This is a genomic window from Hungatella hathewayi WAL-18680 (assembly GCF_000235505.1).
Taxonomy (GTDB): Bacteria; Bacillota; Clostridia; order Lachnospirales; family Lachnospiraceae; genus Hungatella_A; species Hungatella_A hathewayi_A.
The window spans coordinates 2462170-2487164 of sequence record NZ_JH379027.1 but is presented as its reverse complement, the minus strand read 5'-3'; the positions used below and the strand labels follow the sequence as shown (position 1 = coordinate 2487164).

The following is a 24995-nucleotide window of genomic DNA, read 5'->3' as shown; positions in this document are numbered from 1 at the left end:
TAATAATACCATAAGACATATCAATAAGTATAATTAATATATCTTATGGCATTTATTAGATTTGTTTATTTAATGTCGAAACCGGCAGTTACGCTCAAATTTTCTCGATGCGAATCCGGTATTTTTTCTGATAGGAAGCCTTTTTGTCCACGGCGACATCTTTGTACCGGTAAATGCTGAGCAGCATACCCATCAGAAGATAGGCCGCTATGGTCACGCTCTGGCCGTTGGAGAGAAATGGGATTCCCACAGTCATAAAACCGATTCCCAGATTCAGCATCACACCGTGAAACAGCTGAAGGGCAAATACGAAGCCGCAGCCCAGCCCTATCATCTGGCCCAGCTGGTTCTTCTGACGGGACAGGGCGTGGAAAATGTGAAGCAGAAGCAACGCAAACAGGATCACCAGGAACACTGCCGCCAGATATCCGTAGGTGGATACCAGATGGGTCAGCACATAGTCTGTGTTGACACCCTTTAATACATCCGCCACCGGCTCGCCGGACTGCCCCAGCAAGGAGCCGTTTTTTAATGTCTCCCGGATGATGGAGGGGAGGTAGCCGGCTCCGTTTGAATCCTTATAAGGATTCAAAATTGCCTGAATCCGCCTGATCTGATAGGGATACATTCTCCAAAGTCCGAATCCCATCAGCAGGGCCGGCACGGATAAGACCGACAGGCCTAGCAGGGCGTAGGCATTTCTCCTTCTCACCGCGAACCATCCGTTCCAGATAGCAATGGAGGTGAGAATCAGGCAGACGGCGGTCACGTCGAGGCAGATGGGAAGTGTGACGGCCATCAGACTTACCAGCATGGCCGCGACGTGAAACAGTCCGCATTTGATGAGCGACAAATATCCGCCGCCGCGGCTGCGGTACAGGATTCCGGCATAAATGGGCACATAGAGATAGATGTAATTCTTTATCTCCATATGGAAGCTGCTCAACCGGATGTAATACCGGGCGCCATTTACCATCGGTCCGGATACTGCCGCAATCAGAATCAGCGCGCCGAGTCCGCACCACATGGGAACCGCATATTTCCCCACCGCGCTATAATCCATCAGACAGACCGCCATCATCAGGAGAAAACCAACTCCAATGTAGATGCACTGTTTCCAGAACCCGGCGTAATCCCCATTCTGTCCGCACCGGACGTACAAAACCGCCAGTCCCGCCAGACTCAAAAAGGCGATCAGTCCCACAAGCCGCCAGTCCATCCCCGGCCGGTGAACTCTGTCCAGCGCCACGCCGGCCTCCACCGGGTCTCCCATCTGGCGGACGGCCCTTTCTTCAGCTTCCGCCTCCGTCATGCCCTGGGCCCGGTATGCTTCCATCTGGTCCTCGATATGGCTTTTCACCTCTTCCTCCACCAGTTCCCTTGCTTTCTTAAAACGAATCTGCTCCACTAAGGTGTCCAGATATTCACGCATTTCCAAAGCTGACACCTCCCAACACCTGCATCACGGCCTCGGAATATTCCTTCCACTCCTGCTGCTTCTTTCCCAGGGCTTTTCTGCCCTCTTTCGTGATTTTGTAATACTTCCGTTTTTTGCCGCCGGTCTCCTGCTCGTAGGAGGTCAGCAGATTCTGGGACTCCATAGAGTGAAGCAGAGGATACAGCGTCCCCGCCTTCAGCTCAAAGACGTGGTTGGACTTGGACTCCAGCGTCTCAATCATCTCATATCCGTACATTTCCTTTTCCGACAGCATTTTCAAAAGCAGCATCCCGGTGCTGCCGGAAACAAGACTCTTGTCAATCGCCATTTGCAGCTTCTCCTTTCTTGTGATACTATATAGATAATCTATATATCGACTATCTACATACTATCACAATGGACGCTGCCTGTCAACGGCAATCTCTCAGCCGTTACTGCTGATTCAAATCCCCGCTTCTGTCAATGTAGGCGGTATGTAACATGCGCTCCGCCTTCTCACTTCCCGAAGTTTCATAGAACTCGTCATACACCTGGGTAATCTCCGGATTCTCGTGGGAGAGGCGCAGCTTCATGCTCTCGTCCTTCCGGTAGAGGCCGCTGATTCGCTTCCTTCTGATTTCATCGCCGTCCGCCAGGATATTCTTCGGCTGGCCGCCACCGCCGATGCATCCGCCCGGGCAGGTCATCACTTCGATGAACTGGTAAAACTTCTCGCCCGCCTTTATTTTGTCCAGCAGGATTCTTGCGTTGGCCGTGCCGTACACCACGGCGATATCCAGCTTGATGCCGTTGATGGTCAGAGACGCCTCCCGGATTCCCTCCATGCCGCGGACTGCCTCCAGTTTCAGCAAATTCTCCGGAACCGGCTCGCCGGTGAGCACCGCGTAGGCCGTGCGGACTGCCGCCTCCATCACGCCGCCCGTATTGCCGAAAATGACGCCGGCGCCGGACGCTTCTCCCATCAGACTGTCATACCGCTCCGGTTTCAGCCCGGTGAAATCAATCCCTCTCGATTTTGCCCACTCGGCCAGCTCCCTGGTGGTAATCACATAGTCCATATCCCGCATTCCGGGGATTCCAAGCTCTTTTCCGGCGTCGCACATCTCCTCCCTGCGGATTTCGAATTTCTTGGCGGTACAGGGCGTCACGGCCACATTGACAATCCTTCTCGGGTCCAGCCCCTGTTTCTTGGCAAAATAAGTCTTGATTGTCGGCCCCTGCATGCCGATGGGGCTTTTCGATGTGGACAGATTCTCCTTGAACTCCGGATAGAAGGTCTCCACAAACTTCACCCAGGCCGGGCAGCAGCTGGTCAGCTGGGGAATGGGAATGTTGTCGCTCTGAATCCGGCGGATCAGCTCGTTGGCCTCCTCCATAATGGTCAAATCGGCGGAGAAGTTGGTATCCAGCACGTAGTCGGCTCCCAGCGCACGAAGCAGTGCCACCATCTTATCCTGCACAAAACTTCCAGGCTCCATCTCAAAAGATTCTCCCAACGCCACGCGGACGGACGGGGAGGTGGAAAATATCACGATGCTGTCCTTATCGTCGATGGCCTCCTGAACCTTCTGCCACTCCGGCACTTCCGTGATACAGTCAACCGGACAGACATTGGCACACTGGCCACAGTGGATACAGATGGCGGTGTCCCCGGTCTTCCACATCTGGTAATGGCCTTCCACCCCTATCATATCCCGGCAGACCTGCTTGCACTGGCCGCATTTGATGCAGCGCTCCTCGTGTCTCATAATGGATGGATTATCCTGCTCAATGGGCACACGGATATCCGCAAATAAGTGTTTGCTCATAAAAGTCCCTCTTCTTTCGTTCATTCTAATATTAGTAACTATTACTGATATTAACATATTTGACAATTTTTGTCAATAAAAAACCCGGAAGAATGATGTCGATAACAATCTCCTCACGCTTCCGGGCCGGCTGCTCAATGCAGATGCTCCGTATTATTCATATCCACAAGTACAAAGTCGTCAGTCAGCGGGCTGTACGTGACAGTGGTAATGCTGGCGTTGTGCACGATGAGCTCCTCCTCCAGAGGGTGCTCCCGCATCAGATACTGGATGATGTAAGCCAGGGTGGCCCCGTGGGATACCACCGCGATGTCACCCTTCGTCTCCGCCGCTTTTGAAAGGATGGTGTCCATGGCTTTCTTACAGCGGAGCCAGACTTCCCCCTGAAGCTCACCGCCGGGCGGCGATACTTCCACCGGGTTTAGGCACCAGCGCCGGTACTCCTCCGGGTATTGGGCCATGATTTCGTCCCAACTCATACCCTCCCATTGGCCAAAGCCTACTTCCTCCAGGCCGTCGATGGGCTCTACTGCCACCTGCTGCGCCGCGCCCACCGCGCCGGCCGTCTCGAGGGCCCGGCCGAGGGCGCTGGAAAAAATCCTGACTACCGGTCTGCTCTTCATGCCGTCAGCCAGGTACTGGGCCTGGCGGCGGCCCGTCTCATTTAAGGGAATGTCTGTGCTTCCCTGTATCTTTCCCGCTATATTCCAGTCGGTCTGTCCGTGGCGGATGAAATAGATGTTCATTCCTCGTACTCTCCATTCAATGTCATTGCGTCCAGCGTCAGCTTCATGATGTCCTTCACTTCCTCCACCGTCATCTTCAGCCGCTCTGCCAGCTCCTCAACGGTCGCCTCTCTCCCCAGTTCTTCCGCCATGGTCTGGGAAATATCCTTCATCACGTTGACTCTTGCCAGCATTTCCTCCTCCACCTTCGACTCGGCAGCCTGGGCTTCTACGGCGGCATCCAGGGCTTCTCTGATTTTCAGGCCCAGATACTGCTCGAAGGCGCCCTCCACCAGATGGGCCTCCTGCCCTTCCATTCCGGTCTCCGCCATCCTGGCGGCGGCAAGGGCGCCGTAGCTCTCCACAGCCAGCATCAGCGCCATGTTGGCCTCCTGAATCAGATCGTTGACGGTCACGCCGCGATTTAAATACTCCTTTGTGTGGGTGAGGGCCGTCTTTAAATTTCCCTCCACCAGCCGCTTCTTCGCCAGCTCGTCCCCCGCCGACAGCGAGACCGACAGCGCGGCATTTTCCGCCATATCACAGGGCGGGATGGCTTCTATTTCATCAAGGTATAACTGATAGATATCTTCACTCATTCCTTTTGTTACTCCTTTTCCTTATTTCCTGAATGCACCTGGATTGTGCCTGGCCGTGATGTCATTCCAATGCATCTCCGGTCTTTGTCTGTCCACGGCGCAATGATAGTATATCACGCCCGTCTCTGCCAGTAAATGGTTTTTTCCCCATCCAGCCTGTTGCAATCCATCAGTTAATGTGATAGGATTATCTTAGTTATAAGGAGGGCTAATAATGGATATCAACTATGAACTGTACAAGGTCTTTTACCACGTGGCTGTCACGCTGAGTTTTTCGGAGGCGTCCAAGCAGCTGTTTATCTCCCAGTCCGCGGTCAGCCAGTCTATCAAGGTGCTGGAGAAGAAGCTGAACCAGACGCTGTTTATCCGCAGCACCAAGCGGGTCCAGCTGACACCGGAGGGGGAGATTCTGTTTAAACATATTGAGCCGGCCATGAATCTGATCAAGCAGGGGGAGAACCAGCTTTTGGAGGCTAACACCCTAAACGGCGGCCAGCTGCGCATCGGTGCCAGCGACACCATCTGCCGGTATTACCTGCTGCCTTACTTAAACCAGTTCCATAAGATGTATCCCCATGTCCATATCAAGGTGACGAACCAGACCTCCATCGAGTGCGCCAGACTGCTGGAGCACGGGCAGGTTGACTTTATCATTATCAACCACCCCAACTCCGCCCTCTCAACCGCCCACACGCCCCGGGTTCTCAGGGAGTTCCGGGACGTGTTTGTCGCCAACCGGGAATATTTCCCGCTTCAGGATAAGGTGATGAGCCTGCTGGAACTCCAGCCCTACCCCATCCTGATGCTGGACCGCAAGAGCACCACCAGCGAATTCCTCCACGCCATGTTCCAGAAATCACAGCTGGATTTGGTTCCGGAGATCGAGCTCAGCAGCAATGATTTGCTGATTGATTTGGCCCGCATCGGCTTAGGCATTGCCTTTGTCCCGGATTTCTGCATCCCGGAAGATGACAGAGACCTCTTCGTGCTGAAACTGGAACAGGATCTGCCCGCCAGACAGATTGTGGTAGCCTTCAATGAGAATCTGCCCATTTCCCAGGCGGCCAGACAGTTTATGGATATTTTGTGATAAATTATTTTAATTTTTCCACTATGTCTTTCAGTGTTTCCTCATTCCGGATTCCAAGGATGGAATATCGGACATTCTCATAGATAAAGCAGGCGTTGGCGTAGCCGTCTGACTGGCGGACCAGCGCCACGGGGACATCCAGATTGGGGTGGGGGTAGGTCTCCAGTTCCATCTCCACCTCTCCCGCAAATCCGAACGTTCCCAGCCGTCCATCGTTTCCCGTCAGGAAGTCCATCTCGTAGGAGAAGGTGTAGGAACTGCCATCCTCCTCCGTGATGGTGACCGGAACGGAAATCGAGGCGGATTCATTGTAGTCAAAATATTGTAACAGAATTGGCCGTGCCTTTCCTCCCATAGTCAGCTCATAGGGCTCGCTGTATTCCAACAGATTCAGCCCCAAATCCTTCTCCATATCCTGAAAAGAGGTGTAGTATTTGCAAAGTGTCTCGTCCAGACCATCCACTCTTCCTATATTCAGAGAGCCGGCGGAGCCCAAATCCGTCACATCATCGGGCGTTCGGACGATTCCACTGATGTAATTGCTGATTCTGGATGCCAGGGCGGTAAATCCTCCCGACCAGGTTACGGTGGCCAGGACGATAATCAGGACAGCCGCGGCGGCCGTGATTCCTTTTTTATGAGATAATAAATGGCGATTTGGGCGATTTGGCGTCCGGTGGCGCTGTGACAACCTCATGTCCCGGTCAGCCCCTATAGCCTCCTCTATCAGTTCCTCGTCAATTTCCCCGATTTCCAAAAACAATTCCCTCGGATTCATATACTCACTCCTTCCTGCTCCAGATATTCCCGAAGCGATTTGCGCATGCGAAACAGCAGGGATTTGACATAGCTCTCACTGGTTTTCGTATTCTTTGCAATTGTGCGGATGGAATCTCCATACCAGTATCGGCGGATAAAGACGGTCCGCCTCTCCGGCTCCTGCTCCCGCAAAAATCGGCTAATGAGCCGGGATGCCTCCCCTGCCACATACACCTGCTCCGCACTGTCCACCGCCGCGGTACATTCCTGAAGTTCCGACAGCAGCTGGCTCATCTGGCAGTCCCGCTTTTTTGCATGATAGTAGTCATAGCGGTCCAGAGCGATGTTTCTGGTAATCCTCCCCAGATAGATGGCGAGATTCCGGGGGCGGTCCGGCGGTATCTGATTCCAGGCCGCCAGCCAGGTGTCATTGAGACATTCCCCCACATCCTCCCGGTTTCCCAGCAGGTTCCAGGCGATGGAACGGCAGTAAACGCCAAATCTGGCGGCTGTCTCCGTAATCGCCCGCTCCGAGCGCTGCCAGAATAATTCAATAATTTCCTGATTGTTCATCGTTCACCTCTTTTGCATGAATTGCCGCCCTTCCGGCCGGCTTTGCGAAGCGGATGGTTGTGCCGCTTTCTACCTATATAGTCGGAAAATCAGTGCAAAGCGTTGCATAAAACGTTCTAATTATGAAAAAAGTGCCATCCCATAACTGACCATACCAGCCATGGCAATGACACCTCTCCCAACATATCTCTCCCCTATGACACCCCATTCCAGAAATCTTCCACCGCCTGCCCCACGCAGCCACGGTTTACCACATAATACTCGCCCCACTCCCTGGGGAACAGGGTTTGGTAATCGTTTCGCAGGAAGCGCTCATCTAACAGCAGGATAATCCCCTTGTCCTCCATGGTGCGGATGACGCGGCCGGCTGCCTGCATGACTTTGTTCATGCCCGGATACTGGTAGGCAAAGTCGAAGCCCTGCTTCTCTTTCTCATCAAAGTAGTTCTTTAGAATATCCTGCTCCGTACAGACCATGGGCAGGCCGGTTCCCACGATGATGGCGCCGATGAGCCGGTCCTCCTTCAAATCAATCCCCTCCGAGAACACGCCGCCTATGACGCACAGGGCCACCAGCGTCCCGGACTGTCCCTGTCCGAAGCTTTCAAACTCCTCCAGAAATGCCTCCCGTTCCTGCTCTCTCATCTTGCTCTCCTGGGCAATCCAGTGGAAGGTCCTCTCCTCCTCCGGCATGGCGTTTAATACCTCCTCCACCTCCCGCAAAAACTGGTAGGAGGGAAAGAATACCATATAATTGCCTTCCCGTCCGCGGACAGTCTCCTTGATATAGAACACGATTTTCTCATACTCCCGCTGATTCCGCCTGGTATACTTGCTGCTCACATCGGAGGCCACCATCAGCAGACGGTTCTCCTTTGGAAATGGCGACTCCGCGTAGACAGCATAGTCCTCCAGATTCCCGCTGAGCAGCTCCTTATAATACTGCACCGGCAGCAGTGTCGCCGAGAAAAATACCGTACTCTGCCCCTTATCCAGACACTCCGCCAGATTCCTGGCCGGATTGATGCAGAACAGGCGCAGCATAAATCTGCCGTCTGGCAGCATTTCCGTGTAAACCCGGTAATTGTCATCCACCCGGTCGAAAATCCCCAGGAAATTGCGTACCTCAAAGTAAAAATCCAGCACCTGCTCCCTGTCCTGGAATTCCCGGTTCTCCTCCATGAAGGTCTCCAGCTCCCCAAACAGCGTCATCAGCGCCTGGACAAACAGGTTGATACTTTCCCGTATCACATAGCCGTCCGACTCCCGCTTCATCTCCAGAAGCATTTTGTTGCACCGCTCCGACAAGTTCACCAGCTTGGGCGAACGGCCCTTTAGCAGCTTCTTCATCAGCAGGAAATCCTCTTTTATCACCTGGGCACTGAACATTTCCCTGGCACGGGACACCAGATTGTGGGCCTCGTCCACCAGAAACAGGTAACGGCCCCCCGGCACTCCCTCGGCGAAATACCGCTTCAGCCTCACATTGGGGTCAAACACATAATTGTAATCACAGACAATCCCGTCCACCCAGTTAGTGATATCCAGACAGAATTCAAAGGGACACACCTGGTAATTCATGGCGTAGGAAAGCACCGTCTCCCTGGTGATGCCGAACTCCCGGTGGATAATCTCATACACCGCGTCATTGACCCTGTCGTAATGCCCCTTCGCGTAGGGACAGGCGTCCGGGTTGCACTCCGGCTTCTCCAGAAAGCACAATTTCTCCTTTGCCGTAATCGTCACCGTCCGGAAATAGAGCCCATGTTCCCGTAAAATGGTAAATGTCTCCTCCGCCACACTCCTGGTGATGGTCTTAGCCGTCAGATAAAACAGCTTCTCCGCGTACCCCTCCCCCATGGCTTTCAGTCCCGGATACACGGTGGACAACGTCTTTCCCACGCCCGTGGGCGCCTGGATAAACAGATTCTTCCCCCGGGCAATGGAGCGGTACACCGACACCGCCAGCTCCTTCTGCCCCTCTCTATAAGGGTAGGGGAAATCCAGCTCCTTCAACGACTCCTTCCGCCGGATGCCGTGCTGGTAGAGGTAGGTGGCCCATTTCAAATACTCGTGAATCAGTCCCTGGAACCAGAATTCCAGTTCCTCAAAGGTTTTGTCCACCTGGAACCGCCTGATTTCCTCCGTCTCGATATTGCAGTAAGTCACCTGGATGGTAATGACATCCAGCTGATTGTCATAACAGTAAAAATACCCATAGCACATGGCCTGGGCCTGGTGAACCGGGATGGCCGCCTCCAGGTGGCCGATATCCATATAGACGCCCTTAATCTCATCGATGGTGACGCCGCCGGTCAGTTCCTTGATCACGCCGTCGGCCCGCCCTTCCACCGCAATCTGAAACTCGTCGGCCTCCACCACATGCTTCATGGTGACCTCCGCCTGGTAGTTGGCCCCCATCCGCCTCTGAATCTTCCGGTGGATTCTGCTCCCCGCCTGCATGGCGTCCTTCTCCGCCCCGGAGGTCCGCCGGTTGTCTATATCGCCTGAGCTTAAGACAAACTCCACCAGATTGCGGACCGATATTCTGATACATGTTTTTTCATCCGCCATCACGGGTTCCTCCTCTGCGCTCATTTCGTCTTCTACCATTATATAAGAAGATACGAAAAAAGGGAACTGTAAGTATTCTTACAATTCCCTCTTTTTCTTCAAGTACTACGCTGCTGTCATTTTTCCTGCCGCCCTGGTGTCGAGATAAGCCTCGAAGTCCTCGTTGTTCCCGTTGTATTCTACGGTCAGCACTCGAGTTAAGTCTAAGCTCAATACTCCCAAAATGGACTTTGCATCTATCACTACTCGATTATAAAAAATAGTCAATATCAAAATCGCACTTGGAAGCCTCTGCAACAAACTCCTTCGCATCTTCAAGGGTCGGCAACATAATTCTTCTCTGTTTCATCATATCACTCCTTCTTTACAAAACAAACCATTTCAAAGGTGCTGAATTATTTATATCATGATTGGGCCAATATGTCAAATTTCGTTTCATGGCCCGAAAATCAACAATTTGTTGTATATTTTTTATGTGAACCGCCCAGATTTTGTGCTCTCTTTTAGTGATTTTGGATGTCATCAGTTTATGATTTTGAAAAATTACGCTATTTTCTATATCGTTTCCCGTCACAGTGTTTCTAAAAATCCGTAAATTTTAGTGAAAAATATCATACTTTTACACTATGAAATGAAATCCATGTCGAATGTTCTGTGAGAACACCGTCCATCGGCATATCGTGGGGCTCCGTTGGCAGCTGGCTGCTTAAGCATTTTTCCCGGCAGAGAGCCAGTTTCAGGCCGCTTACCCGGGGCAGATACCTGTCATAATAACCACCGCCGTACCCCAGCCGGAATCCGTCCGCCGTGAAGGACAGCCCCGGAACCACAGCCAGATGGATTTCCTCCGGGTCAATCAGGGGACAGTCCCGCTTCGGCTCCGGTATTCCATAGAGACCGGGAATCAATGACTCCGCCCCCTCAATCTGCCGCACCTCCATCACTCCCGGGGCGGTGCAGAGAGGAACCCCTACCCGTTTTCCCTCCTCCAGGGCGCGGGCGATAATAGTCGATGTGTCGACCTCCCGCCCGGTGCTGACATAGCAAAAGACCACGTCCGCCTCCCGCCACGCTTCCAACCCAAACAACCGCTCCCCTATCTCCCGGTCCGCCTTTTGGCATTCCTCCTCCGTCAATGTCTTCAGCCGCTCCTTGATCTCCTGACGGAGACAGCGTTTGGCTGCTATGATATCCAAACCGTCAGAACGGTTTTCCTGCTGATTGTCTTCCATATTCAAACCATTTCGCCTCCTTATAGTACCCAGGTACTACAATTACCTCCTCTGCTGTTCCATGCTGTTTCTGGAATTCCGGTCTACTGCTACAAGCGTTATTTGGAGATGTAACACAAGACTATTTTAGTCTCCTTTAGAAACTAAATTATAGCATCAAATAATTACCTTTTCAAGCTTGCCCCACAACGATCTTCTAGAACTGTGACAATGTAATTTCAAATGTATCACCCAGCTGCATGAGTCCAACCACATATTACAGTACTAAAAAAGGATTGTTTTATTTCAGCTATTGAAATAATCGAATAATAGCGATAAAATGTAGTTAAATAACCAATATCGAACAGGAGAAATACCTTATGAAAAGAAAAAACACGATTACAGTTTTTTGCGGCAATCATGATGACAGCGTCCATGAGCATGACGGCACTGGCAGGACAGTGGACACAGGACACGACCGGCTGGAAGTGGCAGGAGGATAACGGCACGCACCCGGCAAATACCTGGCAGTGGATCGACGGAAATCAGGATGGTGTGGCGGAATGCTATTACTTCGGTGCTGACGGCTATTTGTTGACCAATACCACAACACCGGATGGTTATACCGTTAACGATAATGGTGCTTGGACAGTTACTGGCGTGATACAGACTCAAAGATTCGAAACAGAACATGATAATTCAAAAGGCAGTATAACAACAAATTTGGAAGACAATGTCTATGATCACTATGGCGTCAATAAAATTGCCATGGAGATGATTATGCATACCCGTGGGGAAAATGCCAAATACGGTGAAGTGTCTGAAAGCTCACAATATGGATATGACAAGATTGTAACTTACGCAAATGGATTTGAAGTGACATACTCTGGCATAAACTATGAAAAGACTTCGCCTTTATACTCCGAACGGGCTTCCTCTTTAACGGTTTCTCCAAGCCGTACTGATCTGAATCATACATGGTTATTAAAGTTTTACTATCCAAATCATCAAGCAAATGGAGACGGAGTTGCCGACACAATAGAAAAGGACGCATTGTTAAGAGACATGGGATTCGAACTAAAAAGTAGAATTCCTGATATATTGGATAGTGTATGGTGGAAGGTAGACAGCGGCGATTATAAATTAAGTATGCGTTGGTACTGTACCGATAAAGTATTTCTTATGAATGAAGGTTATCAAGGATATGTTGGAATAGATGACTTGCGCCAGTCCGAGAATATGCAGAGCCAGGATGGAATATATAACAAAGATGGAATTGATTTGATTGCCTGTGATTTACTGACGCATTCACGTGAAGAAAATAATGCAAAATATAGAGAAACAGGAAGTCAAACATTTGGTGGTAGTTTAACATATGAAAAGACACATTATAAGGTCTCTTATACAGAGGACAATATGGCTTTAAAGGTATCCTGTTTTGCTTATCCAAAGGGCAGCTGGGCACAAAAGAAATTTGGCGGCTGCATTCAAGACGTGATCAAAGACGCACCCAGCTGGGTATTTACGTCCAATGAAGAAAGCAAAGCATATGCGGAGGAACTGATTTCCAAAGGATATCCGGCGCGTAATTATTATGGCGCTGTCTATTTAGACTTTGACGGGTATAAAATACAAATGATATCTTATGGTAGTGATACCATAGCCTTTGATATCACCAGAACGCAGACAACAAAGTAGGCATATAAAAGCGTTTATGAAGAACAGGGCGAAAAATGCTTGGAGATGTATCATTATGAATGGAACAAAAAGCCATGAAACAAAGAAAGACGGCCAACCCCTTTTTAATAAGGACTTTGGCCGTCTTTTTTGTCTGTTTCTTCAAGCAGGGGAAGAGGGGCTCGAACCCCCATTTACGGTTTTGGAGACCGTTGCTCTACCATTGAACTATTCCCCTTCGATGCGTTATTTTCGCATGCCTGAGTATAATACCATAATAATAGAGCAGTGTCAACATTTTTGGAGAAAATTTTTCAAAAAATTGACACAATTCGTACTTGATACCTATAACAGCGCAATGGCCTCCCGGATGTTCTTCACCCCTACCAGCCGTATCTTATCCGTCTTCTTCATCTTGTCCAGACTGATCTGGGGCAGGACGCAGGTGTCGAAGCCCAGCTTCACCGCCTCGTAGACCCGCTGGTCCGCCATGGAGACTGCCCGGACCTCACCGGAGAGTCCCACCTCGCCGAAGATAATGGTCTTGGCGTCCACCGGCCGGTCCTTCAAGCTGGACACCAGCGCCATCACGATGGCCAAGTCCAGGGCCGGCTCGTTCATCTTCATGCCGCCGGCAATGTTGACGTAGGCGTCGTAGCGGGACATCTCAAAGTGACAGCGCTTTTCCAGCACCGCCATCAGCAGGTTGACCCGGTTGTAGTCCGTACCGGCCGCCGTCCGCCTTGGCATACCGAAGTTCGTCTGGGTGACCAATGCCTGGACTTCCAAAAGGATGGGTCTGGTTCCCTCCAGGGAGCAGGCCACCACGGCCCCTGAGGCCCCCTCCGGCCGGCCGCTTAACATATACTCCGACGGGTTGGCCACCTCAACAAGCCCGGCCTCCTGCATCTCAAACACGCCGATTTCATTGGTGGAGCCAAACCGGTTCTTCACGCCCCGCAGTATCCGGTAGGAGGCATTTCTCTCCCCCTCAAAATACAATACCGTATCCACCATATGCTCCAGCACTCTAGGCCCGGCCACCACGCCCTCCTTCGTCACATGACCCACGATAAAGATAGCGATGCCCTGGCCCTTGGCGATCTGCATCAGCAGGTTGGTGGACTCCCGCACCTGGCTCACACTGCCCGGGGCCGAGGACACCTCGTCCCGGAACATGGTCTGAATGGAGTCAATCACCACCACGTCCGGCTTCTCCTCCTCGATGGTCCCCTGAATCACATCCAGATTGGTCTCACACAGAAACAGCAGGGCCCCGGTGATCTCCCCGATGCGGTTCGCCCGCAGTTTAATCTGCTTTAAGGACTCCTCACCGGAGATATAGAGCACCTTCTGCCCCTGGGCCGCCAGATTGCGGCATACCTGTAACAGCAGGGTGGATTTGCCAATTCCGGGGTCGCCGCCCACCAGCATCAAAGAACCGGCCACAATGCCGCTTCCCAGTACCCGGTCAAGCTCCGGATACCCGGTCCGGATTCTGTCCTGCTCCTCAATATTAATCTCCTCGATCCGGGAGGGCTTGATCTTCACCAGCGGTGTCTTCCGCCCTGACACCGGCTCCTTTTTTCCCACCGGCTCCTCCACAAACGTGTTCCACTCCCGGCATCCGGGGCACTGCCCCATCCATTTGCTAGACTCATAACCACACTCCTTGCAGAAAAACGCGGTTGCCTTCGCTTTCGCCATATATGACCTCCAAGCTCCAAAAAAGGACTGGCAGGTCTGCCAGCCCCTCTTCTATTCTTCTTATTCTTCCCGTTTCACAATCCGGACCTGTACCGGAACTCCTTCGTTCAGTTCCACGCTGGCATTTAACTTGCCGCTCATATTGGTCTTCATCCCGCCTACGGACACGCCGTCAACGGTGACCGCATACTCCACGTCATCCTCCAGCTGCACGGTAATCTGGGCATCCTTATCGCTCTCCACCAGGAACTCCACGCCCCAGTCCGCCGCCTCAAAATGCTCCACCGCGGTGCCTGGAACGGACTCATAGACAAACATGCCGTTTCTCTCCAATTTTGTAATCTCATAGAAGGTTTTCACCTTATATAAGTCCCCATTATGCTCAAAGTTCTCCAACTTGGATTTCTTATCCAGCTTGTAGTTACCAAAACTGATGCTTCCGTCTGACTCGGAACGGATTAATTCTTCAATTACCGGCATTTGTTTGCCCTCCTAGTATATTGTTCTCGCTTATCCTTTACAGGCCGTCGTGCAAATCCCCTTGATTCTGCACTCTTTATCTGCGCTTGGCGCATCTTCCCCGCGGGGCAGAAACCAGAACGGCATGCCCCTTGGGTTTATCTAGATTATACACTAAACTGTTTCAAATGGCTAGACATTTTATCACTTCTTAATTACTTCTTAAGCAATGTTTTCGCCTCAAAGTGAAGCCCCTCATCCGCCTTGGTTATCTCCACCTCGTCGCCGGAATGAATCTCCCCATCCAGGATTTTCTCCGCCAGTCTGTCCTCCACCTGGCTCTGGATGGTTCTCCGAAGCGGTCTCGCCCCGTACTTCTCGTCATAGCCCTTCTCAATTAGGAATTCTTTGCCGTCGTCGGTCACCTGGATGGCGATATCCATCTGCTGCTTCGTCCGCTTCCGGATCACCTCCAGCATGATGGAAACGATATCCTTCATGTTCTCCTTCGTCAGCGGGTGGAAGACGATAATCTCGTCAATCCGGTTTAAAAACTCCGGCTTGAACAGGCGTTTCACCTCTTCCATCACCCGCTCCTTCATGAAGCGGTACCGCTCGTTCTTGTCGTCCACCGACGCAAAGCCCAGACGCTTCGGCGAGATAATATTCTCCGCCCCCGCGTTGGAGGTCATGATTAAAATGGTATTCTTAAAGTCAATCTTCCGCCCCTGGGCGTCGGTGATATGGCCGTCGTCCAGCACCTGTAAGAGAATGTTGAAGACATCCGGATGGGCCTTCTCAATCTCATCAAACAGAATCACGGAATAAGGATTCCGGCGCACCTTCTCGCTTAGCTGGCCGCCCTCCTCGTAGCCCACATATCCTGGCGGGGAGCCAATCATCTTGGAGACGCTGTGCTTCTCCATATACTCCGACATATCGACCCTGATCAGGGCATTTTCCGTGCCGAACATGGCCTCCGCCAATGCCTTACAAAGCTCCGTCTTTCCCACGCCAGTAGGCCCTAAGAACAGGAAGGAGCCAATCGGACGCTTCGGGTCCTTAAGGCCCACACGGCCTCTCCGGATAGCCCTGGCCACCGCGGAAACCGCCTCCTCCTGGCCAATCACCCGCTCATGGAGGATTCCCTCCAGCTGGCGCAGACGCTCGGACTCTTCCTCCTCCAGCTTCCGCACCGGAATCTTGGTCCAGCCGGACACCACGTCGGCGATTTCATTTTCACTCACCACCAGCTTTCTGGTAGTCTTATCCTTCTGCCACTTGTCACGCAGCTTCTCAATCTTCTCCTGCTTCTTCGCCTGTTTCTTCTTGATATCCCCGGCCTTCTCGTAGGCCTCAGCCTTGATGGCCTCCTCCTTCTGTCTCTCCAGGTTCACAATATCCTGCTCCAGGCTCTTGATCTCCTCCGGCTCCACAAAGCTGGTGAGACGCAGCTTGGAGGACGCCTCGTCAATCAAATCGATGGCCTTGTCCGGCAGGAATCTGTCATTAATGTAGCGGGCCGACAGCTTCACAGCCGCCTTCAGCGCCTCATCCGTAATCTTCACGTGATGATGCTCCTCATACCGTCCGCGAAGTCCCTTTAAGATGGCAAATGCCTCGTCCTCCGACGGCTCCTCCACCGTCACCGGCTGGAATCTCCGCTCAAGAGCCGAATCCTTCTCAATATACTTCCGGTACTCCTCGATGGTGGTGGCTCCGATTAACTGAATCTCCCCACGGGCCAGGGACGGTTTTAAAATGTTGGAGGCGTCAATGGCCCCCTCCGCGCCGCCCGCGCCGATGATGGTGTGAATCTCGTCGATAAACAGCAGCACCTCGCCGTCCTCCATCACCTCGGCCAGCACCTTTTTAATCCGCTCCTCAAACTCGCCCCGGTACTTGGAGCCGGCCACCATGCCGGACAAATCCAGAGTTACCACCCGCTTACTGGCGATGGTCTCCGGCACATTGCCCTCGATAATCAGCTGGGCCAGTCCCTCCACCACGGCGGTCTTTCCAACGCCCGGCTCCCCAATCAGACAGGGGTTATTCTTAGTACGGCGGCTCAGAATCTGAATCAGACGCTGAATCTCCTGCTCCCGCCCAATCACCGGGTCCAGCTTCCCTTCCCTGGCAAGCTCGGTCAGGTTCCGGCTGTAACTGTCCAGGGTCGGTGTGTTGGCCTTTCCCTTGTAGGTTCTGGCGTTGGCCAGCTCCTCCCGCATGGTGGGGGCGTCCTCCCCCATAGCCGCCAGCAAGTCCACATAGAGACGCTGGATGCTGATTCCCATGGTGTTGAGAAGACGTGACGCCACGCAGTCATTTTCCCGGATGATGGCTATCAGCAGATGCTCCGTGCCGATCAGCTGGGCTTTGAACCGCACCGCCTCCTTGTAGCTGTTCTCCAGCACCCGTCTGGCGCTTGGAGTGTAGCTGCTCGGCTCCAACACCCGCACCGACTGGTTGGGGGTGATAAGCTGGCTCACCAAATCCATCACTTTCTCTTCCTTGACGCCGCACTCCTCCAGGACTCTGGCGGCAACGCCTGTCCCCTCCTGTATCAGTCCCAGCAGCAGATGCTCGGTGCCCACATAGCTGTGGCCCAGGCCCTCCGCCACGTCCACGGCAAGACTGATGGCCTCCTTGGCTTTCGCCGTAAATCTATCTGTCATGTTGTTTTCCTCCTCAATCTAGTCCTTAATCTCCGGCAGCTCCTTGCGAAGATAGGCGGCTCTCACCATATCCAGCTCTTCCTTGTCAAGAGGTCTGTCCGATAATTTCTGTAAATTGGCCGTCTGAATCCCCAGCATCAGCCGGTATACCGGGCATGGCTCCGAAAGCTCCAGTATCCCGTCGGCGACACCCGCCATCAACTGGGATAGGAAGGTCTGGGCCTCCTTCATGCTGAGCCTTCTGGCATATTTTAACACGCCATAGGATTTATATACCTCATCCTCCCGCTCCAGCCTGTGGCTTTCTAACGCCATCTGGCGGACTTGGTTCTCCTGGTCGTTCAACTGGCCGGCCACTCTCGCCACCAGCTCGATCAGTTCCTTCTCCGTCCGCCCCATGGTGGTCTGGTTGGATATCTCGTAGAGGGCGCCGTAATTTTCCCGGCCCTCCCCGTATACACCCTTCACCGACACGCCAAAACGGCTCATGTCCGAGAGCAGGCTTCCGAACTTTTTGCCCAGGGAAAGGGATGGCAGGTGGATGATAACCGACGCCCGAAGACCCGTCCCCACATTCGTTGGAAATGAGGTCAGATAGCCATATTTATCGTCGAAGGCGTAGGGAAATCTGGCATTGATATAGTCGTCAATCCGCTCCGCCGTCTGATAACACTCGTTTAAATGCATGCCTGCCGACAACACCTGAAGACGGATATGGTCCGTCCCGTTGAGTACCAGGCTCACATCCTCCTTCTCCGACAACAGCAGTCCCACCGGGGATTTCTTTGCCAGGATAGAGGAATTCAGGATTCTCCGCTCCTTCAGGGCCCTAAGGTCCAACTCCGAAAGCTCGTCAAGGCCGGCATACACATAGGTTCTGTCATCCAGCTCCCCAAGGTCCGAAAGCCCCCGGTGAAGCCGTTCCACCACCTCGGCGCTGGCCTCAGCGCTCAATCTGGAAGGAAATACGTATTCGCTCCAGTTCCGTGCCAGACGGATGCGGCTGGAAATGATATTGGGTTTCCCCGTCTCTATCTCTTCAAACCATCTACGCATTGGTCTCCTCCCCTTTTTCCGTATTTTCGTGGGTATCCACGGTCTGCTTCAACTCCCGGATTCTGTCGCGGCACTGGGCGGCTATCTCGTACTCCTCCAGACGGATGGCGTCCCGCAGGCGGATTTCCAGGCTTCGCATTTCTTCCTCCACGGAGCTGTGAACTCCCGCCGTCTCCTCCACCTTATCCTCCGGAGCACTCCCGCGCTGGTACACAGGCCGTTTGCCCTTGTGGCAGTCACTGCCCTGAAGCTGCTTGATATTCTCATTAATCAGCACGTCAAACACCCCGTAGCAGTCAGCACAGCCAAAACAGCTGTCCTTCACAAACTCCTCATAACTTAAACCGCAGGTGGGGCACACAATCTTCTGGCGTTTGTCCTGGCGCTCCGTGGGCGCCTCCGCCCCCAAAAGCCCGGACAGCAGCTTGGCAAGCGGAAACTCCCCGTCAAATATGGCGGAATAAGCTCCAAAATCCATCTCTTTTGCGCACTGGGCGCAGAAATGGTGCTCTGTCTTCACACCGTTAATCACTTCCGTATATTGAATATTCGCTTCCCGAATCTTACATCTCTCGCATAACATAAGGCTCCTCCATCTCTGATATTTGGTGGCTGTTACCAGTCTATTTTCCTCCATTCTGGAAAATGTCATAAATTTCGTCCACAATCTGGTGCACTTCCTCCCGGCTGATATCCTTGCAGATGCCGGTGGCCAGCACCACGGCCAGACGCTGCCGCATCTCCTCTAAGGCCTGCAGCTTATCCACGTCCAGGCAGATGACCGCCCCTTTTCTGCGGTCCAGCTTCACAAAGCCCTCCTGACGCAGCACGGAATAGGCTTTGTTCACCGTGTGCATATTGATTCCGATGTTGTCTGCCAGCTGCCTGACAGAGGGCAGGGAATCCCCTTCATGGATTCTCTCCATGGCTATCTCCAGGATAATCTGGTTCCTGAGCTGGATATAAATTGCTTCATCGCTGTTAAAATCAATTGTTAATACCATACCTTCACCATCTTTCGTTATACCTGTTATAGTGATTCTATAACAAGAATGGAATTCCGTCAAGATATTTCTTTCTAGCTTCCACAGGAAAGGGCTGCCAAATCGCTTTGACAGCCCTGCTTGTTGCTTATTAATCTAAATCCAGTACCTCGAACTCATCATCGTCATCGTCCACCTGGTAACCGAAGGTCGGCGGTTGAACCGGCTGTGGTTTTGGCTGTGGCCTAGACTGCGGAGCCGGCTGTGGCTGCGGTTTAGGCTGCGGCCTTGACTGTGGCGCCGGCTGTGGCTGTGACTGCGGCGCCGGCTGACGAACCGGTTCCATCTGGGATGCAGGCTCCGGTGACGGAGGTCTCTGCGTCCTCTGAACCGCCGAAACAGTCACAATTGGTTTCGGCACAAAGGTGGTCTGCTTCGTCGGACCTTGAGTGGATGCCGGTACCGGCTCTTCCTCAGGAACCACAGGTTTCTCCACCCTCGGCGTCTCTCTGACGCGCTCCCTGGCTGGCTCCCTTACGGGTTCCCTCACCGGTTCCTCCTCCAGCCTCTCCGCCTGGATTCTGGCTCTCTGGCTTGGCAGTCCCTCCGCCGCGCGGCGGATAGGCTCCCTCTTATCATTTAATTTTTCTTCATAGTTGGTGTACTCGTCATCCCCGCCGCCTCTTCTTCTGGTGGAGAGAAGGACAATCACAATAATCAGCAGCAGCGCCGCCGCAACACCCAGACCAACAATAATATACAGACGCAGCTTGTAATCCTCCAGCAGAGAGTTGTGCTCTTCCGCCAGCTTCGCGTAATCCTCCATGGACACGTTCGTCTCAGCAGCCGGATCCTGGAAATATCTCTGCATGGTCTTCTCCGCCAAATCATAACGGTAGAATCCCTTCTCGCCCGCTTCATTCATTCCGTAGAAGACGCAGTACTTGTGCTCCGTATCTGTCGCCCAAATCCAGCCCTGTACATCCTGTCCGTCAATCTTAATCGTGCATTCCGCAAAGCCTGCCGGAATCGTCACCCCTTCATCCAGCGGGATAATGGTCACGGTCTTGGCCGGTGTCTCCACCGCGATAGAGCCTGACGGCACCTCTGTGCCTGCCGCGTCTCCACCTGCACGGGTCACGGTAATCACATACTCCTTGACCGTAGCTCCGTCCTCCGCCACAACCCGGCACACCACCTGGTTTTCCCCAGGCTGTAAATCCTCATTGCCGGAGAGAACAACGGAAGCCTTCTCATCCTTTGCCGGGGCATCGACGGTAATCTTGCTCACATCGGCGTCAACGCTTGCCGAGTACACAAACACATCCGGGGAAAATGCCGGCGTCAGCGTGCCCGGAGACACCTGCAGATTCGCCAGCGCCGCCTCGGTGGACGCATTTTCCGGCGCCTGCACCGTGATGGTGGAACTGCCCAGCTGGCTGATGTTCACGACCTGGTTTTCCGAATCGTATACCTCCTGGGTATTGACGGATATCTTGGAGGCGCCAGCCTGAATCGCCTTGAATTTCAGGGTAGATGACAGCTCCTTGGCATCCGCGGTATCTCCGCCCACGGAAATGCGGACGGTACCCGCACCGCCGCTGGCGCCTGTTCCATTGATGAACTGCAGCGTGGAGCTGTCATAGGAAAGCACCACCGTGGCATTGTTCAACGCCCCGTTCCCGCTCACTGTCACCTTCATATTAATCTCAACTTCGCTTCCCACGGAAGCTGTCTTATCGGAAAATGCTATCCGCCCCTCGGTGGCCGCATAGGAAGTCACCGTTCCGAGCGGCATCACAACCGCCATGACGGCGGCGATTACCACACTTGATAAAAACTGTCTCATTTTAATTTTCATAATATCTCCTGTTATATCCATGTTATCCACTGAAACTGCTCCTGTCCGGGCCTCCCCTTACGGGATGATGACAATGTCACTGCCGCCCGGGCCGCTGTTCGTTGTCGAGGAGCCGGAACCACTGCTGGCTCCCGGACCGCCGGTGGAACCAGCCGCCGGACTGCTGGTGCCGCTGCCGCCACTGTTTCCGGGACTGCCGCCCGGACTGCCAGTGCCGCTGCTTCCGGTATTTCCACCCGGACTGCTGGTGCCTGGGCTGGTGCCTGGGCTGTTGCCCGTGATTCCGGAATTGACGCTTCCGTCATTGGTCGGTCCATTCTGCTGACGAACCACATGAATCACATAATTTCTCACAGAACCGTTCTGTGCCGTCACCGCTATGGTGATATCGTTGCCGCCTCCCTGCAGGTTCACGGTTCCGGCGCCGCTTACGGACGCGGTGGAATCAATGACTGCCGCATTGATGGTTACCTGGGATACGGACGTATCCACAATCAGGTTGTAGGAGGTGGTATCCTTGTTGAAGGTCGGCGTCAATGCAAATCCATTTACGCCAAGCCCTGCCAGCTTGTTGTTGGGGCTGCCATCCTGGGTCGGTTTCGCGCAGGCCGCAGCCGGCATGTTGTTGTAAACCGGAATCCGGAACTCCAGCGCCGTGTTCTTCAGTTCACTGCTGTATGCCTTGGCGTAGATGGCGCCCTCGGAGGCCGCTCCCTGCACGTTGGTCATGTACTGGTGCTTGTAGAGATTGCTTCCCTGTACGTTATATTTCTTCAAATAAAAGGTGTTCTGTCCCGCCTTTACGTAGGTCTCCCCATATATCTGCGCTCCGCCGAGAATCGATTTCTCCACGGAATTCCAGGGCCGGCCGTAGGTGCCGGACTGGGACGCGTACCAGAGCCCTCTCTCGATGGCACTCATGGAGCCGGACTGGTAAGCTTCCACGTTGAAGAAGTTATAGTAGCCCTCGTATCCGGAATAGGTGCCGGATATCAGCCCGCTGGTTCCCTTGCCCTGCTCCTGGAGAATCATGGCCGCCAGCACGTAGGGATTCACTCCCGACTGGGCGCCTGCATTCATGATAATGTCCACGTAGGAACTGCTGCCGGAAAGAGGCGCACTGCCGGAGCCGTCGGAGGAAGGACTGCTTCCGGAGCCGACGCTTCCCGGCCCACCTGTCATTCCCGGTCCAAGGGCAACCATCAGGCGGTCTCTGTCCTTGCTGCTGATGGAAGCGCCTGGCGCCTCCAGTTTTACCTCATTACTATTGATGGAAGTTCCCGGTCCGCCGCTGGCGCCTCCGGAACTGCCGCTGTTGTTCTTGTCCGTGCCGGAGGATACGCCTCCTGGCCCTACACTTGAAGAGCCGCCGGAGCTTGTGCCTCCTGGACTGCTCCCTCCGGAGGGGCTTCCCCCGCCGCTTGCCGTGCTCTCCAGAAAGGTTCCCTTCACCATGGTTTCCAGACCTGCCGCCGTGTGGGCGGAGCTGTCGTAGCTCTGAAGCAGAAACTGGAAGATATAGGTATCATCCAGAAAATTCCTTGGGTCCATATAGTAGGCTACAATGTCTCTGGATGCCGCCACCCAGTTGCTGCCGTCGAATCCGGGCCATTTGCTGGCGTCCCAGTCGTAAGCGCCGTCGGCGATGGATTTCCACGAGGAAACGCTTCCGGTCGCCACCAGGTTTCGTCCTACTACACTCTCATTGTCCACCGCGGTGTTCCAGTCCAGATTGGTGTGGTGGGCGGTGAAGACCCAGTTGGGATACTGGGCGTGAAGCTGCCGCAGTCCATCCTTATAACTGTCCGGGAATTTCTGAGCCGTCAGATACGCCTCAAAATCCGCTGAGGTCTGGTAGGAGACGGGGAATTTCACGTAGGTATTCAGCACGTAGCCGGTGGTCTCCGCACCGTTTGTGCCGCTGAACCTGATTTCATACCACAGGGCGCCGTTGGACGCGGTCTTCTCCCCGACAACTGTGACTGCCGTTCCCTGCGATAACTTTGTAATAGCGGAATATGTAGTACCCGGACCGCTTCGCACATTCAGATTGGAAGCGTTGATGGTGGCCGAGCGCGCCGTATAGGCGAAGCTCTCCATAGACGGCTTGACGTAAAATAGACATGCATTTATAACCAACAACATAGCCATAAACATCGCCAGGCCATGTTTGTATCTCATTTTTCTCATGTGTCGTTCTCCAGTACACGTTTCATCGTTATTTTACATATTATGACATATTACCCATTATAAGGATAATTCAATCCCCCGTCAATAAAAAGAGAAAAACTTCAAATAATTGCCAGTTTTGTAAGATTATCTTAAAAATACCCTGTTACAAATTATACTACATTTTCCCACATCTTCCAACAGTTATTTACATAAAAAGAGCCACAGGAAACTTCCCATGGCTCTTCTCTTCTTTTATTTATACCGGATAAGCCTTGTTCGCCGTATCCGCGGTGGCAGGGTCTACCTTGGTCTGCTGTGCTTCTCTGTATTTGAAGAACTCTTCCGCTACCTTCGGGAACAGAGCGTAGGATAAGACATCCTCATCCTGCTGTTTCCAGCGGGCGCATTCTTTCTCGAACTGCGGCAGCTGCGGTGGAATCAAATCGGCCGGTCTGCATGTGATTGGTGTCTCGTCGCCGATAATCTTCTTCTGTACCTCCGGGTTGAACGGTTTTACCGTCTGACCGAACTCGCCAAGCATAATCTTCTTGGACTCCTTCGGAACCATCTTGTAGCGCTCGCCGCTGATGACATTCATAACAGCCTGAGTACCTACAATCTGGGAAGACGGGGTTACTAACGGCGGCTCGCCGAAGTCCTTACGAACTCTCGGAATTTCCTCCAGAACCTCTTTGTACTTGTCTTCCTTGCCCGCCTCTTTCAGCTGGCCAATCAGGTTGGACAACATACCGCCAGGCACCTGATACTGTAAAGTCTTGATGTTTACGCCAAGCACCTTCGGATTCAGGCGGCCATTTTTCAATACCTCTTCTCTCATCGGAGCAAAGTAATCGGCAATCTCAGCCAGAAGATTCTGGTCAAAGCCTGTGTCATACGGTGTTCCGCGGAAGGTCTCTACCATAACCTCGGTAGCCGGCTGGCTGGTACCCAGGGCAAACGGTGACATCGCCGTATCGATAATGTCACAGCCTGACTCTACGGCCTTTAAGTAGGTCATGGAAGCCACACCGGATGTATAGTGGGTATGCAGGTCAATCGGAAGTTTGGTGGACGCCTTCAGCGCGCCTACCAGCTCCTCTGCCTTGTACGGAGTCAGAAGTCCTGCCATATCCTTGATACACAGGGAATCCGCTCCCATATCCTCGATTCTCTTAGCGATATCTTTCCAGTAATCCAGGGTGTAGGCATCTCCCAGGGTGTAGCACAGAGCGATCTGGGCCTCGCCCTTTTCTTTATTACATGCCTTCACAGCTGTCTCCAGGTTGCGGATATCATTCAGGCAGTCGAAAATACGAATGACATCAATTCCGTTGGCGATGGATTTCTGTACGAAATACTCTACCACGTCGTCCGCATAGTGGTTGTAGCCCAAAATGTTCTGTCCACGGAACAGCATCTGGAGTCTGGTGTTCTTAAATCCGGCTCTTAACTTTCTCAGTCTCTCCCATGGGTCTTCCTTCAGGAAACGCAGGGACGCGTCAAAGGTCGCGCCGCCCCAGCACTCCACTGCATGATAACCAACTTTATCCATCTTGTCGACGATTGGCAGCATCTGCTCTGTCGTCATTCTGGTTGCGATTAAAGACTGGTGAGCGTCACGAAGGACGG

Annotated in this window: 20 protein-coding genes, 1 tRNA gene and 1 pseudogene; 2 read left to right on the top strand and 20 right to left on the bottom strand. The window is 53.0% G+C overall.

Features of this window, described 5'->3' with window-relative positions:
- Positions 1-94: 94 nt before the first annotated feature.
- The 5 genes from HMPREF9473_RS11155 to HMPREF9473_RS11135 all read right to left on the bottom strand — a co-directional run bounded on the left by HMPREF9473_RS11155 (position 95) and on the right by HMPREF9473_RS11135 (position 4570).
- A complete protein-coding gene (locus HMPREF9473_RS11155; protein WP_034858317.1) occupies positions 95-1432 on the bottom strand; it encodes an FtsW/RodA/SpoVE family cell cycle protein in 1338 nt (445 codons plus the stop codon).
- Positions 1425-1766: a PadR family transcriptional regulator gene (locus tag HMPREF9473_RS11150; RefSeq protein ID WP_006780213.1), complete on the bottom strand. Its 342-nt coding sequence runs from the start codon at positions 1764-1766 to the stop codon at positions 1425-1427. Before HMPREF9473_RS11150 ends, HMPREF9473_RS11155 begins: the two co-directional genes overlap by 8 nt.
- 103 nt (positions 1767-1869) lie before the next feature.
- Positions 1870-3246 (bottom strand): [FeFe] hydrogenase, group A, encoded by a 1377-nt coding sequence (locus HMPREF9473_RS11145; RefSeq protein ID WP_006780212.1) that lies wholly within the window; start codon positions 3244-3246, stop codon positions 1870-1872.
- Positions 3247-3380: 134 nt separating this feature from the next.
- Complete coding sequence (locus HMPREF9473_RS11140; RefSeq protein WP_006780211.1) at positions 3381-3992, bottom strand: histidine phosphatase family protein; 612 nt, start codon at positions 3990-3992, stop codon at positions 3381-3383.
- Entirely contained in the window at positions 3989-4570 is a 582-nt protein-coding gene (locus tag HMPREF9473_RS11135) for a sigma-70 domain-containing protein (RefSeq protein WP_006780210.1), read from the bottom strand. Before HMPREF9473_RS11135 ends, HMPREF9473_RS11140 begins: the two co-directional genes overlap by 4 nt.
- A gap of 214 nt (positions 4571-4784) precedes the next feature.
- On the opposite strand from HMPREF9473_RS11135, the gene HMPREF9473_RS11130 reads away from it, so the two are divergent.
- Positions 4785-5660 carry a LysR family transcriptional regulator gene (locus tag HMPREF9473_RS11130; protein WP_006780209.1) on the top strand — a complete coding sequence of 292 codons (876 nt, stop codon included), beginning with the start codon at positions 4785-4787 and terminating at the stop codon, positions 5658-5660.
- 4 nt (positions 5661-5664) lie between these two features.
- Here the strand turns inward: HMPREF9473_RS11130 and HMPREF9473_RS11125 are convergent, their stop codons facing one another.
- From HMPREF9473_RS11125 to HMPREF9473_RS11105, 5 genes and pseudogenes are all read right to left on the bottom strand, one after another.
- Positions 5665-6438 (bottom strand): hypothetical protein, encoded by a 774-nt coding sequence (locus tag HMPREF9473_RS11125; protein WP_006780208.1) that lies wholly within the window; start codon positions 6436-6438, stop codon positions 5665-5667.
- Entirely contained in the window at positions 6435-6992 is a 558-nt protein-coding gene (locus HMPREF9473_RS11120) for an RNA polymerase sigma factor (RefSeq protein ID WP_006780207.1), read from the bottom strand. Before HMPREF9473_RS11120 ends, HMPREF9473_RS11125 begins: the two co-directional genes overlap by 4 nt.
- 194 nt (positions 6993-7186) lie before the next feature.
- Positions 7187-9565: an ATP-dependent DNA helicase gene (locus tag HMPREF9473_RS11115; protein ID WP_006780206.1), complete on the bottom strand. Its 2379-nt coding sequence runs from the start codon at positions 9563-9565 to the stop codon at positions 7187-7189.
- A 105-nt stretch (positions 9566-9670) separates the two neighbouring features.
- Positions 9671-9914: pseudogene (locus HMPREF9473_RS11110) on the bottom strand (HPr family phosphocarrier protein).
- 262 nt (positions 9915-10176) lie between these two features.
- A complete protein-coding gene (locus HMPREF9473_RS11105) occupies positions 10177-10797 on the bottom strand; it encodes a 5-formyltetrahydrofolate cyclo-ligase (protein WP_242830839.1) in 621 nt (206 codons plus the stop codon).
- A 399-nt stretch (positions 10798-11196) separates the two neighbouring features.
- Between HMPREF9473_RS11105 and HMPREF9473_RS26180 the strand changes: the two genes are divergently transcribed.
- Entirely contained in the window at positions 11197-12474 is a 1278-nt protein-coding gene (locus HMPREF9473_RS26180; RefSeq protein WP_006780202.1) for a hypothetical protein, read from the top strand.
- A 146-nt stretch (positions 12475-12620) separates the two neighbouring features.
- Here the strand turns inward: HMPREF9473_RS26180 and HMPREF9473_RS11095 are convergent.
- The 10 genes from HMPREF9473_RS11095 to HMPREF9473_RS11050 all read right to left on the bottom strand — a co-directional run.
- Positions 12621-12691: transfer RNA gene (locus HMPREF9473_RS11095), tRNA-Trp, on the bottom strand.
- Between the two features lie 107 nt (positions 12692-12798).
- A complete protein-coding gene (radA, locus tag HMPREF9473_RS11090) occupies positions 12799-14160 on the bottom strand; it encodes a DNA repair protein RadA (RefSeq protein WP_006780201.1) in 1362 nt (453 codons plus the stop codon).
- A 60-nt stretch (positions 14161-14220) separates the two neighbouring features.
- Positions 14221-14640, bottom strand: a complete 420-nt coding sequence (locus HMPREF9473_RS11085) for a hypothetical protein (RefSeq protein ID WP_006780200.1) — start codon at positions 14638-14640, stop codon at positions 14221-14223.
- Positions 14641-14834: 194 nt separating this feature from the next.
- Complete coding sequence (locus HMPREF9473_RS11080; RefSeq protein WP_006780199.1) at positions 14835-17294, bottom strand: ATP-dependent Clp protease ATP-binding subunit; 2460 nt, start codon at positions 17292-17294, stop codon at positions 14835-14837.
- Positions 17295-17312: 18 nt separating this feature from the next.
- A complete protein-coding gene (locus HMPREF9473_RS11075; protein WP_006780198.1) occupies positions 17313-18350 on the bottom strand; it encodes an ATP--guanido phosphotransferase in 1038 nt (345 codons plus the stop codon).
- Positions 18343-18933: a UvrB/UvrC motif-containing protein gene (locus HMPREF9473_RS11070; protein ID WP_006780197.1), complete on the bottom strand. Its 591-nt coding sequence runs from the start codon at positions 18931-18933 to the stop codon at positions 18343-18345. The genes HMPREF9473_RS11075 and HMPREF9473_RS11070 overlap by 8 nt, the downstream gene beginning before the upstream one ends.
- Positions 18934-18973: 40 nt before the next feature.
- Positions 18974-19354 (bottom strand): GntR family transcriptional regulator, encoded by a 381-nt coding sequence (locus HMPREF9473_RS11065; RefSeq protein ID WP_006780196.1) that lies wholly within the window; start codon positions 19352-19354, stop codon positions 18974-18976.
- Positions 19355-19484: 130 nt separating this feature from the next.
- Positions 19485-21194, bottom strand: a complete 1710-nt coding sequence (locus HMPREF9473_RS11060; protein WP_006780195.1) for a cadherin-like beta sandwich domain-containing protein — start codon at positions 21192-21194, stop codon at positions 19485-19487.
- Between the two features lie 57 nt (positions 21195-21251).
- Positions 21252-23384, bottom strand: coding sequence for an SH3 domain-containing protein (locus HMPREF9473_RS11055; protein WP_006780194.1), 2133 nt, complete (start codon positions 23382-23384; stop codon positions 21252-21254).
- 238 nt (positions 23385-23622) lie between these two features.
- A partial coding sequence (locus HMPREF9473_RS11050) for an oxaloacetate decarboxylase subunit alpha (RefSeq protein ID WP_006780193.1) occupies positions 23623-24995 on the bottom strand: 1373 nt, incomplete at its 5' end.

Excerpts from the sequence above, each read along its gene's own strand:
- HMPREF9473_RS11075 (WP_006780198.1), bottom strand. The coding sequence starts at position 18,350 with ATGCGTAGATGGTTTGAAGAGATAGAGACGGGGAAACCCAATATCATT.
- HMPREF9473_RS11115 (WP_006780206.1), bottom strand. The coding sequence starts at position 9,565 with ATGGCGGATGAAAAAACATGTATCAGAATATCGGTCCGCAATCTGGTG.
- HMPREF9473_RS11105 (WP_242830839.1), bottom strand. The coding sequence starts at position 10,797 with ATGGAAGACAATCAGCAGGAAAACCGTTCTGACGGTTTGGATATCATA.
- HMPREF9473_RS11120 (WP_006780207.1), bottom strand. The coding sequence starts at position 6,992 with ATGAACAATCAGGAAATTATTGAATTATTCTGGCAGCGCTCGGAGCGG.
- HMPREF9473_RS11130 (WP_006780209.1), top strand. The coding sequence starts at position 4,785 with ATGGATATCAACTATGAACTGTACAAGGTCTTTTACCACGTGGCTGTC.
- HMPREF9473_RS11055 (WP_006780194.1), bottom strand. The coding sequence starts at position 23,384 with ATGAGAAAAATGAGATACAAACATGGCCTGGCGATGTTTATGGCTATG.
- HMPREF9473_RS11080 (WP_006780199.1), bottom strand. The coding sequence starts at position 17,294 with ATGACAGATAGATTTACGGCGAAAGCCAAGGAGGCCATCAGTCTTGCC.
- HMPREF9473_RS11140 (WP_006780211.1), bottom strand. The coding sequence starts at position 3,992 with ATGAACATCTATTTCATCCGCCACGGACAGACCGACTGGAATATAGCG.
- HMPREF9473_RS11065 (WP_006780196.1), bottom strand. The coding sequence starts at position 19,354 with ATGGTATTAACAATTGATTTTAACAGCGATGAAGCAATTTATATCCAG.
- HMPREF9473_RS11135 (WP_006780210.1), bottom strand. The coding sequence starts at position 4,570 with ATGAGTGAAGATATCTATCAGTTATACCTTGATGAAATAGAAGCCATC.
- HMPREF9473_RS11150 (WP_006780213.1), bottom strand. The coding sequence starts at position 1,766 with ATGGCGATTGACAAGAGTCTTGTTTCCGGCAGCACCGGGATGCTGCTT.
- HMPREF9473_RS11155 (WP_034858317.1), bottom strand. The coding sequence starts at position 1,432 with ATGCGTGAATATCTGGACACCTTAGTGGAGCAGATTCGTTTTAAGAAA.
- HMPREF9473_RS11125 (WP_006780208.1), bottom strand. The coding sequence starts at position 6,438 with ATGAATCCGAGGGAATTGTTTTTGGAAATCGGGGAAATTGACGAGGAA.
- HMPREF9473_RS11060 (WP_006780195.1), bottom strand. The coding sequence starts at position 21,194 with ATGAAAATTAAAATGAGACAGTTTTTATCAAGTGTGGTAATCGCCGCC.
- HMPREF9473_RS11070 (WP_006780197.1), bottom strand. The coding sequence starts at position 18,933 with ATGTTATGCGAGAGATGTAAGATTCGGGAAGCGAATATTCAATATACG.
- HMPREF9473_RS26180 (WP_006780202.1), top strand. The coding sequence starts at position 11,197 with ATGATGACAGCGTCCATGAGCATGACGGCACTGGCAGGACAGTGGACA.
- HMPREF9473_RS11085 (WP_006780200.1), bottom strand. The coding sequence starts at position 14,640 with ATGCCGGTAATTGAAGAATTAATCCGTTCCGAGTCAGACGGAAGCATC.
- HMPREF9473_RS11145 (WP_006780212.1), bottom strand. The coding sequence starts at position 3,246 with ATGAGCAAACACTTATTTGCGGATATCCGTGTGCCCATTGAGCAGGAT.
- radA (WP_006780201.1), bottom strand. The coding sequence starts at position 14,160 with ATGGCGAAAGCGAAGGCAACCGCGTTTTTCTGCAAGGAGTGTGGTTAT.